Source organism: Colwellia sp. SU-HH01172, assembly GCF_057553355.1.
This window is the reverse complement of sequence record NZ_BAAJMB010000002.1, coordinates 1-13,799: the sequence shown is the minus strand read 5'-3', so window position 1 is coordinate 13,799 and position 13,799 is coordinate 1. Positions and strand designations below refer to the sequence as shown.

Genomic DNA, 13,799 nt, shown 5'->3' with positions numbered 1-13,799 from the left:
TATGACATGCAACATTGAGGACTATATGTTCTAGAGTGATTTAACAAACGGATCACTCAAGGACGACTTCTACGGTAAATTGTGTCGTCAATAAAGCGATTTAATTGATAGTATTTGATTGCATAATCCGCCTTCGTTTGAAGCTTATTTACAACTCCTGAATAATGCTATTTCAATTCAGAGCCTCAATATAAAGCTCACTAACAAAATCTAAAAATGCTTTTACTTTCGGTATTTTTGCTCTATTGCGTGGGTAAAGTGCAAACACATCAACACTTTCCATGCCCCACTCAGGCAGTACATTCACTAACCTTCCTTCGGCTAGCTCTTTTCTCGCCATATAATCTGGCAAAGCTGCAACTCCCAAACCATCAATTATCGACTGTTTTAAGATAGCAAAATCATCAACTAACAATCGTGGCTGGCAATTTACCGTGAAATGCTCATTTTCAGAGGAAACCAAGTTTAGTTTTAAAGCATTATTTACGGGGTTCATAATTAATAATTGATGCTGTTCTAGCGCTACAACTGACTGAGGTAATCCATGCTTTGCAACATACGCTGGGCTAGCATAAAGTTTTCTAGCCACGGTGCCGAGTTTTTTGGCAATTAGCAATGAGTCGTCAAGTTGACCAATGCGGATCACCACGTCAAAACCTTCTTCAATAAAGTCGACTCTTCTATTAACTAAATTAAGTTGCACATTTAGCTCAGGGTATTGATGCATAAACTTAGCTAGCGCCGGCCTTAATATTTGCTGTCCGCTGGCAACTGAAGCTCCTATTTTCAAGCGCCCTTTATAGCTATGTGCAATTTCATCAACTGAGGCAGTAGCTAAATCCAACTCTTCATGCACACGTTTACAATGCACTAAATAGCGCTTTCCAGCTTCCGTTAAATGTTGTGAGCGAGTTGAACGTTCTAGCAAGGTTATGTTCAACTGTGTTTCTAAGCGAGAAACCTTTCGGCTGACATTTGCCTTAGGTATACCTAGCCTTTCTGCAGCATGAGTAAAACTTCCAGACTCCACCACCGCTAGAAATACCATCATGTCATTTAAGTCATGTTCCATTCTTTACTCTTTCATTCCTGACGCCATTTGAATAAATCATTGTTGTTAATATTGGAATTATCATAACAACAAAGTGATATATATCAAACAATGTCTACATACTACTATAGAAACCATCAACACACAGACAGCATTTACAGCGGAGCAACACATGCAAATACTCAGTAAAAATTCATTACCTTTAGGTGGTTTCGCCGGGTTAACCGAGCACAGATTAGTAATGGACCGTCGGCTTTTTGGTAACCATAAATCTAGCAATACTTTCGATGGTATTGGTAACTTTGTATACCTTGCTGACGCTAGATTTAATCCACACGGTGAAACTCGCATGCATCCGCACAAAGAGATTGATGTCATTTCTATCATGATCCAAGGCCGTGTTAGTCATGAAGGCTCATTAGAACATGGTCAAAGTTTAAATGCCGGTGAAGTTCAAGTGCAACGTGCGGGTGGCGAAGGCTTCTCACACAATGAAATTAACCCTGACAATACGAAAAACCGCATGCTACAGCTTTGGGTCTTGCCTGAAAAGTCAGGCCAACCAGCTGGCTACAAACATTATTCGTTAAAAGCTAACGGCAGCACCCGCATATACGGTGGCACGAATCAACAGGCCGATACCTTTAGCAGTAAAACTCGTATCGATGTCGTGCGTTTATCCGCAGGAGAAAGCATTCATTTTGACCACGAAACTTTGCTTTATATCAGTAAAGGCAACGCAACAATATCAGATCAAAAAAGTACCTTTAATGCAGAAGATGGCGATTTAATACGTAGCTACCAAACAAAAATTACCAGCACTGACGATAGTGAAATCATTGTTATCAGCGAGCAGTAATACAGCACGAAATACAACAAGCAATACCTTAAAAATAACTCAATATTTGGAGAATATAATGAATAAATTCGCAGAAACTTTAACGGTGGATAACGCAGTACTTGCGATGATCGACCACCAAACAGGCCTACTTGTTAGTTGCCGAGATCAAGACCCTCATTTAATGACTGAAAATATTAAAGGCCTTTGTAATATGGCAAAAACTGTTGGTATGCCCACCATTACCACGGCAAGTATGCCTGACGGTCCTAATGGCCCAATTATGCCGGAAATCACTGAAATTCTAGGTAATACCATTATTGAACGCGCTGGCGAAATCAATGCGTGGAAAAGCCCTGAGTTTAAACAAGCGATAGAAGCAACGGGCCGTAAAAAAATCATCATGGCAGGCATAGTGACTGACGTATGCTTACTGTTCCCAGCCATTTCTGCTGTCGCTGAAGGATATGACGTTTACGCAGTGATAGACGCTTCAGGCACATGGAACAAGTCAGTTGCTGATGCCGCTATTCATCGTATGACACAAGCAGGTGTGAAAGTAGCAACTTGGGCCAGTGTATTAGCAGAAGTAATGGATGACTGGCGCAGTGAAAAAGGTATGGAACTAGGTGGCGTTTTAGGTCAGCACACCACTTATCACTGGGTTTATAACAGTTATTTACAAGCAAGCAAATAGTCACCGCTTTCAAGGTAAGTTTTGCTCATTACAATTTACTAAGCATTAGTGCCAGCATGGTTTGTTTGGCACTTTACTTATTCGCTACAGACGGTATTACTTCAGCTTGTGCTATTAGAGAGAATTTCATGAAAACACCAAACAAACACCTTATCGCCCTTATCAACTATTGTGCTTTAGTGCCATTGGTTTATTGTATTCCTGAGCTAATTAATCCATTTTTACCTGCAAATAAATTGCTACAAGTATGCGTCGATGTCGCTATTATCGTGCCGATAATTTCTTATCTTGTTATGCCAATCGCAGTAAAGTATTTAAAATAGTGCCGGCTAATATTACAGTGCTTGAAATGAGGAATATTATAGCTGTTTAACCATAGTAAGCATTTCAGATTGAAAGCCTAAGTTTCGGTAAAAACCTTGTCCATTATCATTATTGGCAAAAACTTCTAAATGTAGTAATCGGTAACCTTGCTGTTTAGTCCAACGTTCCGACGCTTGCATTAATAATTTTCCAACGCCCCTACCTTGTGCAACCGGTGAAACTGCAAGTAACGTAACCATGGCACATGCTTCATTAGAAATTTCATCGTTATGCTCTTTCACATGAATAAAGCCTAAAGGGGATTCATTATCTTCCGCTATCAGCAATGCGAAAGGTACTGATGAATCGCCTAGCATAGCGCTAATGTAATCATCTTGCATGGTTTGTATTACCTCTTCACTATGCCATGCCAAATTTGCGACTTCCGCTAAACGTGGTGAAAGCGCAAAGATAAAGTGATGATCATCTTTCAAAGCATTTCGTATTGTTATTTCAATAGCCATGACTATCCTTATCTATTTTTGAAATATAAGTAAAAGGTAAAACACTAACGTCACTCACGAACCCAACCTTCGTCGGGCACCACATTAACTAGACATTTCTTACCAGCTAACACCAATAAATGCACCCACGACGAATAAGGAATAGCAGATACTGCATCTGGCTCACCCTCACACCATTTACGCAGTGTTTTAGTCTTATCCTTACTTACCGTTTTAATCCCGAGTAACCTTGCAACATCAGTTTTTTTAAAACCAAGGAAAGCCATAGTATCAATGACCTCAATAACCTCTGCATTAGTTGGTTCTCGATATTTTGGGTCGTCAATATCACGATACGAATCATGTTTAATGTTATTCATAAAATAAACAATACCAACATGGCGCTTCATTTTACGAAAGCTTTCCATGACTTCTTGTTCATCGATATCGTTACTGTGATCCACAGAAGCTCTCCTAACATTAAAACTATTGATGAGTGTTATCAAATTAATCATAACTAATCACCATAGGTCAGCTGTTTTTTTTAAAACAAACAATTCCTAACAATACTTAATGGTGATTTGGCAATCGTATCAGCAAAATAAGCAGTATTGTTTACTCTGTACAATTAATAACAACTTAAGGAGGGTTTTTAACTACTTTCCCTCCAAATAAGAGGATAATACATTTTATCAAACACTGTAAGAGTAAGAATTATGAATAACGTAAAAACAATCATTCAAAAATTAACGTTAAATACCGTATCAGGTGTTGTATTAAGTGCCGTACTTAGTTTAGGAATGGCGTCTACCGCACACGCCGGCTTAGACGAAAAAATTGCTGCTAGCTTTGCTGCAAAATATGAAGTTTGCTCAAAGAAATTGGCTGATAAAGGTATGTTAATTCGTGCGCTTAAGCTAAAAGCTAAAGCCGACGAAATTAGTCGTGATAAATTAGGTGGCGGTGGTTACATCAAAGCATTAGTGAAAGAAAAGAAAACTGCATGGCTAATTCCTATTAAGAAATGTAAAAAGTTTGCTGATAATTTATAACGTTTTAAGACATAGTTCTTTTATGTGTTAACGATATAGATAATCTTAATTTTGCTCAGTAAAAATACAAAAAACGCACTAACCACGACCGGTGAATGCGTTTTTTGTTATCTGACTTAAGCCAATCAACGTTCGTTATTGGCGTTAGTTAAAAGCCTAGTCTAATTCTTCCAAATCACTATTTTCAATATCTTTCGGTGCAACGGTTTGCTTACGCTTTAATACAGGTAAATCCCCTGCGTCTTGCGCTAAAAAGCTTTTCTTAACAATTTTCTTCGCCTTCGGCTTTTTAACCTGTGGTGCTGATTTGCTATGGTCTTGCGCTTTAACAGCAACTTTTGCTTTTTTCGGTTTTATACCTTTAAACTTAGCTTTAAATCCGTCAACAGTATCAAAAGTCAATTTTTGTTGTAAAAAGCCTTCAACATTTTTAAAGCTAATCCAATCTTTTGGCCCGACAAAAGAAATGGCATCACCTGTGCTGCCTGCGCGACCTGTTCGGCCAATACGGTGAACAAATTCTTCGGTATGTTTTGGCATGTCAAAGTTAATAACGTGCGAGACGTTAATTAAGTCTAAACCACGTGAGGCTAAGTCAGTAGTGATCAATATTTTTTGCTGACCTTTACTAAAACCGTCCATTATTTGATTACGTTGGCCTTGGTTTAGCTCACCACTTAGCGCTACCGTACTTAATCCTTGCTCAGTTAATAGCGTCGAAAGTCTATCCGTATCTGCACGAGTTGCCGTGAAGATGATCATTTGTTGGTGATCTTCATGGCTAATAAAGTGTTGAAGTAGTTTTTCTTTGTGGGTCAAGTTGTCACAAAGGTAAAAACGTTTAGTGATATCTTTATGCTCAGTATGGGCGCTACCAATAGCAATGCGTTTTGGTTTTTTCAATAATGCCAATGCGAAGTCGTTAACTTGTGCATGGTCTAGCGTTGCCGAAAACATTAAAGTTTGACGTTTACGATGATCGGCAGCTTTATTAATTTGTGCTAATTGCTCAGCAAAACCTAAATCTAACATGCGGTCAGCTTCATCAAGAATTAACAACTCTAAACCATTTAAATAGAAGTGCCCTTGCGTTAGGTGATCCGCTAAACGCCCTGGTGTTGCAACAATAAAATGTGGGTCTTTCTCTAAGGTTTTTACTTGGTCATTAAAGTTTTCACCACCAAGAATAAGCACGGCTTTAAACTGTGAACCCGAGGTAAACATTCTTAATTGGTTAAATACTTGCTTAGCCAATTCACGGGTTGGTGTTAAAATAACCACACGTGGATCACGTTTGCTTAGTGCGCGATTTTTCGATAAACGCTGCATTGCGGGAATAATAAATGCTAATGTTTTTCCTGAGCCTGTTTTAGATGATGCGATCAAATCATGACCTGTCATGGCGGCAGGAATTGCCTGCTGCTGGATCTCAGTAGGTTCATTAAAACCTAAATGCTCCACGGTTGACATTATTTTACTATCTAATCCAAAATCACTAAACTGCAAACTTACTCTCCACTTCGGTTAACTAACCACATAAACTGACATTATATCCGCTATTATAACCTGTAAATGCTTCTCTTTAGCTATTTATTTTTATCTTCACTGTCTTAAATTATTCTCCACTATTTAGGCCAATGTTTGTGCTAGAACAAAGCAGTTTTTTAACTAAAAACGTAGAATATGCCTAAGATAAAGTAATGACATTTCCTTATGAAACCCAACGCTCCAACGGCTATGCAGAATTTAATAACACAAGTTCGAGGTGAATTTCCGTTTACCGTACCTGAAGCACAAATATGTGCTGGAAAGTGTGTTGGTTGTCCAAAGAAGTTACTAGAACTTGCCGATACCGAACTGTGTGATTGGGAAAGCCGTTTAGCAAATAATGAAACACCTTTGCTAGGTGATATCAGTAGGCTTGCAAAACTATGTAAAAATATTCGCCGAGGTTTAGTACGTAATAATTTACTTAAATAAAGCGACTGTTATAAACTTGCCTACAGAGTTTTATCACGTAAGGCTAACCCTGCAATTAAATGAATGTCGACGCTAATAATCCTTCATACAAAGTTGTAAAAGCAACAAAAAACGATAAAAAAAACATATTGCGTTTTTATAAAACCCAGCACTACCCTGCCCGTTATATTGGTCGGGATCAGTGCTATTTTATAAAAACTGATAACTTAATTATTGCTTGTGCGATGATCTCTGCCGGTCAGGAAGCTGGTCATTATTGGTTGTTACATGCCTTAGTCACTAACATAAGTTATCGTCAGCAAGGACTCGCAAGCTTATTATTGCAGGCGATAATGTCAGAGAAAAAAAATACCACAAACACTCAACCAATAAACAATTTAAATTTAGCTACTTACCCAAATATTATTTGTTTTGCTGATGCTAAATTACAACCATTTTACTTAACTAATGGCTTTATTCCTTACCACACATCAAATAATATCCAACAGCTACCTATTGAGTTTCAGCACAGGTTACTGCGCTATCAAGAAAAACAGCCAAGCTTGTGTTGCTATTTATATACTGCGTAAATTAAATATAAATCTGACTTTAAGGCTTAATTGGCGCTAAGCTTTTTCTGCACATTTTTATCGTCAGGATTATTTAGCACATTCTGACGACTAGCCGTATCAACAGGGTTTGAGTTTTGCTCATTATCCGCTTTACTCGCCACTACATCAGCACCAATTCGGCCAAAACCCGGTAATTCAATAGCAAGGTCGAATAAGTCTAATTCAAAGTTTAAGCCCAAAATATTTAGCTCAAGGCCTTCCTCTACGCCAAGAGAAACGCCAAATAAACCAAATAGCGATGCTTGTACACCGCTACCCGACGAGGAGCGACCAAACATTTCGCTAAATGTTTTGTAATCTTTGCCTATAGCAGTAGAAGGTAAATCTAGGCCTAGTTCAGGTATTGCTCGACCAATACTGGCGGTAAAGGTATTACTGTTTGGCCCTGGATACGCTTGATACTCATTTTTATAAGGATAGTTTTCTACAGCCTGTTCTATACGATCAATAAGGATATCTGCATCTGCTGCCCGATAATCTAACAGTAATTCAGGTTGATGGCCCCACCAATCTCGGTCTGGAGTGTTATTTCTGACCACTAAAGCGGTATTATTACGACGAAGACGCCAACCAATAATTTCATAACTGGTATAGTGTTCTTCACCACTACGCTTAACACTGATCCACGTATGAACCGATACCGCTTGTTTTGCGCCCCAAGTACGTGCGGCATAAACCTGAATAACGCCACCTTGATGATGTTCAGGTTGAGGAGCTAATAAACCACGGGTTACCTTTTCATTACTTGAACAACTACTTAAAAAGCCTAGCAGCAAAATCAAGCTAATCGTCACCAAATCGAATCTAAAATAGCCCATAAATTTCCTTTAATATTTTCTATTTTCTTTCATTTATCAGCATTCTCAGCCGTCAATAATAGAAAAGCTAATGGCCAACAGTTATTTTTGTTCTCTATCTGTTCAGTGCTGTCATTTGCCTGTTATCGTTTTGCGACTAGACTTTCCCCCTTTCTGACTTTTTGCCCCTCTTGTAACCGCTCTCCACCACGAATAATAACTTCATCACCCGCCCAGATAGCACCCGTTACTGAGATCCAATTACCACTGCCTTGCCCGACAAGAACATTCACTTTTTTCGCATTACTTTCTTTATCAACAGTTAACACAAAAGTTTCTTTTTCACGCAACACTAACGCGTCTCGTGGCACTAACGTCGCTTGGCTGACTTGTTCTTTAGGTAACGAGACCGTTACTGCTGAGCCGGCTAATAATGCTAAATTTTGTGCGTCCAATCTAACATCAAAAGTACGAGATGATTGCACGCCCGCTTTACTCCATGTTCTGACCGGCAATTCCACTAATTTATTTTGCCATTTAACTAATACTTTCGCGTCTTTCTTTAAAAATGGCGCAATAGAAATAGGTGCAGCAACCATAATATCTAAATGGTTTGTATCTATCAGTTGCACTAACGAGCGTCCTACGGTAATAAGCTCTCCAACATTTGCGAAGCGTTGGCTGATGTTACCGCTAAAAGGCGCAACTATTTCTGTTTTCTCTATTGCCAATTCGGTTTGCTTGATTTGCATACTTAAGGCCAGTACTTCACTTTCGGCAACGGCTAAATCTTTAGTAATTCGCTCTAATTCACTAATGGCGGTATTGTTCTTTTGACTTAATGCAGACATACGCTTTTTCTGACTGGTTAAATACACGACGTCAGCGTGATAACGCTTAATTTCCGCTTGTTGACGCGACATTTGTAATACTAAATGTCGGTTATCAATGCGGGCAATAACTTGTCCTTTTTGCACTTCGGAGCCTACCTCTTCAATCCAAAGTAACTGGCCCATTTGTTCGGCAGATATTGGCGCATTCATTCGACTTATCACATTGCCTGGTAGCCATAATGTAGGATTGACCTGCTCATTTTTTACTTTTTCAACACTGACCAATTGCCCGGGTTGCTCTTTTTCTTTCTCTTCGGCCATCACATTTACATTAACAACAAAGCTCGATGCTAATGTCATTACGCCTAAATATTGGCAAAATTTATTCATAATAATTTCTCCTTATTTGTCAGCAAGTAGCTTAATGTGCGCTGGCTTTTTAATATGGGTTTTGGCTTTGAACGCGAATAAGAAATCTTCGCGGTTAAGCCTTAATAAGCAAGGTAATAAAATGATAGTAAATAGCGTACTAACCGATAAACCACCGACAATCACAACCGATAGACCTCGATAAATAACACTACCTGCACCTGGCATAAGTAATAATGGCAACATGCCAAAGAAGCTGGTTGCCGTACTCATAAATATTGGCCGTAACCTTAAGGTTAACGCTTGCTGAATAGCATCAACACGAGACATGCCATTTTGCTGAGCAATTCGAGTTTGATGTACTAATAAAATGGCATTGTTTACAACTAAGCCAAGTAAGATGACAAAACCTATCATGGTCAGTAAATCTAATGGTTGGAAAATAATAGTATTAAGTAATTGCAATGCCAAGATACCACCAACAGTGGCTAACGGTATGGTGATCAAAACTAAAGCACTGTCTTTAAGTGAACGAAATAACGCGGCCATTAATAAGAAGAGAATAACGAGAGCAAAGGCAAAATTTTCCGCCATGATACTGATCGCTTTTTCTAATTGGTCAGCACTGCCGCCATACAAAATATTTGCATCTAGGGGTAAGCTCGCTTTTAGCTGTGGCTCAACTTCGGCTTTGAGTGTGGCAATGGTTCGTTCCAATGACCAACCTTCAGGTGGGTTAACATTAAGTGTAATTGTGCGATTACCATCAATACGCGTTAATCTCGAAGGTCCAACCGTACGTTGAATGTCAACCAGTTCAGATAACTGGGTAATTGAACCAGTACCAGTAACAACTGGCACATCACCTAAATTGTCAGGATCGTCCCAGCCTTCAGCACGTAAAATCATATTCAAACGTTTACTACCGTTAAAATATTCCCCGACGAACAAGCCATCCCCCATGGTTCTTACCACTCGCCCGAGATCTCGACGATTCCAACCTTGCTCTAAAATGCTGCGATCATTAGGTGTTAAACGCAGTTCAGGCTCAGCCATTTCAGTACCCGGGTTTGCTTGCACTCGTGCACCAGGAATTGCCGCCTTCACCCACTCGATTCCTTGCCTAGCGGTATCTTGCAATGCACGAGTGTCTTTAGCTTGCAAATGTACACTTACCTGACGACCACCACCAAAGCCACCAAATAAATTGCCTTGATAAGCAATAGCTTGGGTATCGGGTAAATCGACCAAGATTTCGTTACGTACAATATCCAGCAGTTCATTGACCTTTGATTGATCTTTCGCCCGAACGCCCAAACTGCCACCAAACGGACCTGAGAATAAATAGTAGTTTTTTAATGCCGGCTCTTTGGTGCCGTCCATATAAGGTTTAAGTCGTGCCACTATAGGGTCAACAACTTCCTTCTCTATGGTATTTACGTTGGCACCAGGAGGAAAACGTAAGTTAGCGTCTACCGCATCACGCTTAACTGGCGGCAAGTAATCAAGTGTCGGCATTGCCACATAGGTAATAATAATCGGTACAATCAGTAACACGCTTGCAACTGTTAAACGCCGCTTAGTTGAATGTGTAATACGCATCACAAATGAGGTGATTCGCTGCCAAAGCTTTTCGTTTGGATCTTCTGCTGATTTTTGCTTTAAAAAATACTTTGCCAACACCGGTAATAACACCACAGCAACAATTAATGAAACAGATACCGCAATCGCTATGGTCAATGCTAAGTCACCAAATAATTGCCCTTCGATATCTTTTAGGAAAAACACTGGGAGGAATATAGCAACAGTCGTCGCGGTTGATGCAAGTAATGCGCCCCAAACTTGTTGAGCACCTTGCTCAGCACTTTCGTGGTTATCCGCACCTTTATCACGCATTCGCAATATATTTTCCAGCACAACAATGGCGGCATCTAATACCATGCCAACCGCAAATGCTAAACCCGCTAGTGAAATAACATTAAGCGAGCGCCCGGTTATTTCAAGCACAATAAAAGTACTTAATAAACTCACCGGTATCGCGGTAGCAATAATTAATGTGGCGCGCATTCGTCGAATAAAAAACCACAGCACCGACAGTGACAAAACAACTCCTGCAAATAGATTGCCAGTCACTAGATTAATTGCGCGATAAATAAAAACCGATGCATCGAATGATTGCACCATCACTAATTGCCGTTCAGCCAAAATTTCAGAGTTAATCAACTCAACTTCATTTTTAACTCGATTTAAGGTTTCTAGAACATTAGCGCCATTGGCACGATTAATTCGCATCGAAAATGCAGGGTTACCGTTTTGTACCGCTAAATTTTGTCTATCATTTCGTCTTACTTCTACGGTTGCAACATCACTTAATTTAATATTGCTACCGTTGCGTGACTCTAATATTAGGTCTGATAGTTCTTCTACACGGTACTTGCCGTTAAACCTTAATGTATATTGCCTGCGCCCAACATCAACAAAACCACCGGAAACATCATTTGATTCTGAAACAAGAGCAATCAACGCGGGAATTTGTATACCATATTCAGCAGCTTTAACAGGGTCAAAACGTATTTGAAGCTCTTCTCTATTTTGCTGAGTAAAAGTTTGCACGCTAGAAACCCCTTCGATGGATTCTATACGTGGCCTTATATTATCGTTGGTAAAATCGATATAGTCAGATATGGGTTTGTCGTTACCCGGCAATGCTTGTAAGAAAAAGAAGGTTAGCGCTGGTGTGCCACCACCAAATCCTCCCAGCATAATTCGCGGCGGTCGAGCATCCCGAGGTAAATTTGGCACACGTGTCATACGACTGATCACTTCAATCAGTGTTTGTTCCATATTGGTATCAACACCGAACTCCAAATTAATATATGAACTACCTCGATTGGCAAAGGCATTAATGGAACTTAAACCAGGAATACCTCGAAGGACCTGCTCTTGAGGCTCGATCAGTTCAGACTCAACTTCTTGCGGTGACGCCGCACGCCAAAAGGTTTGTATCGCAATACGAGGACGTTCTATATCAGGAAATAATTGCACCGGTAGTTTAAATAAACTCAACATGCCGACTAATAAGATTAAAGCAACACCGACGGAAACTGCTGCGGGGCTTGAAAGAGCACTTGATGTTAGCTTCATAAAGTCATTCCACTTAGTTTCGTTATTAACCAATAATTGAACATTGGTATAAAGAGTAATAACTAAAAAATAACAGTGGATTACAAATTAGATAGCAAGCTTACGATTAACCGCAAAGAAAATGGGGTAAATAGCAAAGTCGACATTGTTTGCAATGCTCAGACATAGTTTGAAATATTTTATCTGTTGTAAAATGAAGTATTTGCTAGGAGCTAGCGGTGAGTAATAAAATTCTCTTTATTTATATACTTTTCAAAAACTTAAACAATAAAAATTGAAGGAGCACTAACCAAGCTCCTCCAAAAAATTAGCGTGATAACTAGCTAATACTTTGCTTGGCCGCAGTAATCGTATTTTTTAATAGGCAGGCAATCGTCATTGGGCCTACACCTCCAGGAACAGGGGTAATTGCACCACATTTGCCGACAACATCATTGTAGTCAACATCGCCAACTAACTTGGTTTTGCCTTCATCAGTTGTTATTCGATTAATCCCCACATCTATCACAGTCGCCCCCTCTTTTACCCAATCGCCCTTAACAAATTCAGCAATGCCGACGGCAGCCACTAAAATATCGGCCTGCTGACAAACTTCAGCTAAATTTTTAGTGCAAGAATGAGCAATAGTCACGGTACAATTTTCTTGCAGTAATAGCATAGCAACTGGTTTGCCAACGATATTAGAACGTCCTATAACAACCGCATGCTTCCCTGATAAGTCATCGCCTAAATGTTGTTTAGCTAGCATTACACAGCCTTGTGGTGTACAAGGTACTAATGCACCTTTCTCACCATTAAACAGTCGGCCAGAGTTCATGGCATGGAAACCGTCAACATCTTTTTCTGGGTTAATTGCTGCAATAATTACACTTTCATCAATGTGCTTAGGTAGCGGCAATTGCACTAAAATGCCATGAACACTGCTATCTTTATTCAAGAGCTCAAGTTGGCGTAATAATTCTGCCTGACTCGTATCCACTGGTAATTTGATTTCATTGGAGATCATACCAACTTCTTGTGTTTGCCTAACTTTATTTTTTACATAGACTTGGCTTGCTGGATCTTCACCAACAAGGATCACTGTTAAATTAGGTTGAATATCATGACGCGATTTCAACTCAGATACTTCAACAGCTAATTCATCTCGTAAATTTTTTGCTGTTAACTTTCCATCAATATTCATTATTATTTTTCTCATTGGGTAAACCGAAACAAGCGATAACTGCATAAGCTATAAACAACATAGCAAATATTAGTCTTGCTATCCTATGGAAAAAAAAGAAGATTTACAAAGGCCAGACAATAAAAAATAACAATTAAATTTTATTTAAAGATCTACATCAAATTTTGAAGCTATTTAACTAAAAATGGAAACATAGTGTTAAAAGGATATGAGAAAATTATACACGCTTTTAAAACTCAGAAAGCAAAAGCCCGACTCTTTCGAATCGGGCTTCTTTAATAGGAGCCTAGCAATGACGTGCATGGATGCACTAATGCCGCGAGGGTAGGATACCCTGGAGCGGTCACTTCTAAGGCTGCGGCTACAACGAACGAATGGGATCAGGTGAGTCTACAGCTATTTAGCAAATGTTTACTTTAATTTATTTATCACAGACAG

14 protein-coding genes are annotated in these 13,799 nt (G+C 39.4%); 6 read left to right on the top strand and 8 right to left on the bottom strand.

Translation table 11 applies throughout. The features are described from left to right. Nucleotides 1–172: 172 nt before the first annotated feature. Complete coding sequence (locus tag AC27JP_RS07145) at nucleotides 173–1,072, bottom strand: LysR family transcriptional regulator (protein WP_487113540.1); 900 nt, start codon at nucleotides 1,070–1,072, stop codon at nucleotides 173–175. Between the two features lie 151 nt (nucleotides 1,073–1,223). Here AC27JP_RS07145 and AC27JP_RS07140 point away from each other — a divergent pair, with 151 nt between their 5' ends. The 3 genes from AC27JP_RS07140 (at nucleotide 1,224) to AC27JP_RS07130 (ending at nucleotide 2,909) form a co-directional block, all read left to right on the top strand. Then, a complete protein-coding gene (locus tag AC27JP_RS07140; protein WP_487113538.1) occupies nucleotides 1,224–1,910 on the top strand; it encodes a pirin family protein in 687 nt (228 codons plus the stop codon). Nucleotides 1,911–1,968: 58 nt separating this feature from the next. Then, nucleotides 1,969–2,586 (top strand): isochorismatase family protein, encoded by a 618-nt coding sequence (locus AC27JP_RS07135; protein WP_487113536.1) that lies wholly within the window; start codon nucleotides 1,969–1,971, stop codon nucleotides 2,584–2,586. A 128-nt stretch (nucleotides 2,587–2,714) separates the two neighbouring features. Beyond that, on the top strand, nucleotides 2,715–2,909 hold the full coding sequence (locus AC27JP_RS07130) for a hypothetical protein (RefSeq protein ID WP_487113534.1): 195 nt from the start codon (nucleotides 2,715–2,717) through the stop codon (nucleotides 2,907–2,909). A gap of 36 nt (nucleotides 2,910–2,945) precedes the next feature. Here the strand turns inward: AC27JP_RS07130 and AC27JP_RS07125 are convergent, their stop codons facing one another. Then, the gene (locus tag AC27JP_RS07125; protein ID WP_487113532.1) at nucleotides 2,946–3,413 is read right to left on the bottom strand and encodes a GNAT family N-acetyltransferase; all 468 of its coding nucleotides are present in this window, start codon (nucleotides 3,411–3,413) and stop codon (nucleotides 2,946–2,948) included. A 50-nt stretch (nucleotides 3,414–3,463) separates the two neighbouring features. Then, complete coding sequence (locus AC27JP_RS07120) at nucleotides 3,464–3,856, bottom strand: hypothetical protein (protein WP_487113530.1); 393 nt, start codon at nucleotides 3,854–3,856, stop codon at nucleotides 3,464–3,466. 252 nt (nucleotides 3,857–4,108) lie between these two features. Here AC27JP_RS07120 and AC27JP_RS07115 point away from each other — a divergent pair, with 252 nt between their 5' ends. Next, nucleotides 4,109–4,444, top strand: a complete 336-nt coding sequence (locus AC27JP_RS07115) for a hypothetical protein (protein WP_487113528.1) — start codon at nucleotides 4,109–4,111, stop codon at nucleotides 4,442–4,444. A gap of 156 nt (nucleotides 4,445–4,600) precedes the next feature. Here the strand turns inward: AC27JP_RS07115 and AC27JP_RS07110 are convergent, their stop codons facing one another. Next, a complete protein-coding gene (locus AC27JP_RS07110) occupies nucleotides 4,601–5,950 on the bottom strand; it encodes a DEAD/DEAH box helicase (RefSeq protein ID WP_487113526.1) in 1,350 nt (449 codons plus the stop codon). A gap of 207 nt (nucleotides 5,951–6,157) precedes the next feature. On the opposite strand from AC27JP_RS07110, the gene AC27JP_RS07105 reads away from it, so the two are divergent. Beyond that, nucleotides 6,158–6,424: a hypothetical protein gene (locus tag AC27JP_RS07105; protein WP_487113524.1), complete on the top strand. Its 267-nt coding sequence runs from the start codon at nucleotides 6,158–6,160 to the stop codon at nucleotides 6,422–6,424. Nucleotides 6,425–6,483: 59 nt separating this feature from the next. Next, a complete protein-coding gene (locus tag AC27JP_RS07100; RefSeq protein ID WP_487113522.1) occupies nucleotides 6,484–6,993 on the top strand; it encodes a GNAT family N-acetyltransferase in 510 nt (169 codons plus the stop codon). 26 nt (nucleotides 6,994–7,019) lie between these two features. Here AC27JP_RS07100 and AC27JP_RS07095 read toward each other — a convergent pair whose 3' ends face one another. From AC27JP_RS07095 to folD, 4 genes are all read right to left on the bottom strand, one after another. Continuing rightward, nucleotides 7,020–7,853: a DUF3750 domain-containing protein gene (locus AC27JP_RS07095; RefSeq protein WP_487113520.1), complete on the bottom strand. Its 834-nt coding sequence runs from the start codon at nucleotides 7,851–7,853 to the stop codon at nucleotides 7,020–7,022. A gap of 122 nt (nucleotides 7,854–7,975) precedes the next feature. Further along, nucleotides 7,976–9,055: an efflux RND transporter periplasmic adaptor subunit gene (locus AC27JP_RS07090; protein WP_487113518.1), complete on the bottom strand. Its 1,080-nt coding sequence runs from the start codon at nucleotides 9,053–9,055 to the stop codon at nucleotides 7,976–7,978. Between the two features lie 12 nt (nucleotides 9,056–9,067). Further along, nucleotides 9,068–12,178, bottom strand: a complete 3,111-nt coding sequence (locus AC27JP_RS07085; RefSeq protein ID WP_487113516.1) for an efflux RND transporter permease subunit — start codon at nucleotides 12,176–12,178, stop codon at nucleotides 9,068–9,070. 319 nt (nucleotides 12,179–12,497) lie between these two features. Next, on the bottom strand, nucleotides 12,498–13,376 hold the full coding sequence (gene folD / locus AC27JP_RS07080) for a bifunctional methylenetetrahydrofolate dehydrogenase/methenyltetrahydrofolate cyclohydrolase FolD (protein WP_487113515.1): 879 nt from the start codon (nucleotides 13,374–13,376) through the stop codon (nucleotides 12,498–12,500). Between the last annotated feature and the right edge of the window lie 423 nt (nucleotides 13,377–13,799).

Bases quoted from the DNA above. Each gene is read 5' to 3' on its own strand.
- AC27JP_RS07145 (WP_487113540.1), bottom strand. From the start codon at position 1,072: ATGGAACATGACTTAAATGACATGATGGTATTTCTAGCGGTGGTGGAG.
- AC27JP_RS07140 (WP_487113538.1), top strand. From the start codon at position 1,224: ATGCAAATACTCAGTAAAAATTCATTACCTTTAGGTGGTTTCGCCGGG.
- AC27JP_RS07135 (WP_487113536.1), top strand. From the start codon at position 1,969: ATGAATAAATTCGCAGAAACTTTAACGGTGGATAACGCAGTACTTGCG.
- AC27JP_RS07130 (WP_487113534.1), top strand. From the start codon at position 2,715: ATGAAAACACCAAACAAACACCTTATCGCCCTTATCAACTATTGTGCT.
- AC27JP_RS07125 (WP_487113532.1), bottom strand. From the start codon at position 3,413: ATGGCTATTGAAATAACAATACGAAATGCTTTGAAAGATGATCATCAC.
- AC27JP_RS07115 (WP_487113528.1), top strand. From the start codon at position 4,109: ATGAATAACGTAAAAACAATCATTCAAAAATTAACGTTAAATACCGTA.
- AC27JP_RS07105 (WP_487113524.1), top strand. From the start codon at position 6,158: ATGAAACCCAACGCTCCAACGGCTATGCAGAATTTAATAACACAAGTT.
- AC27JP_RS07100 (WP_487113522.1), top strand. From the start codon at position 6,484: ATGAATGTCGACGCTAATAATCCTTCATACAAAGTTGTAAAAGCAACA.
- AC27JP_RS07095 (WP_487113520.1), bottom strand. From the start codon at position 7,853: ATGGGCTATTTTAGATTCGATTTGGTGACGATTAGCTTGATTTTGCTG.
- AC27JP_RS07090 (WP_487113518.1), bottom strand. From the start codon at position 9,055: ATGAATAAATTTTGCCAATATTTAGGCGTAATGACATTAGCATCGAGC.
- AC27JP_RS07085 (WP_487113516.1), bottom strand. From the start codon at position 12,178: ATGAAGCTAACATCAAGTGCTCTTTCAAGCCCCGCAGCAGTTTCCGTC.
- folD (WP_487113515.1), bottom strand. From the start codon at position 13,376: ATGAGAAAAATAATAATGAATATTGATGGAAAGTTAACAGCAAAAAAT.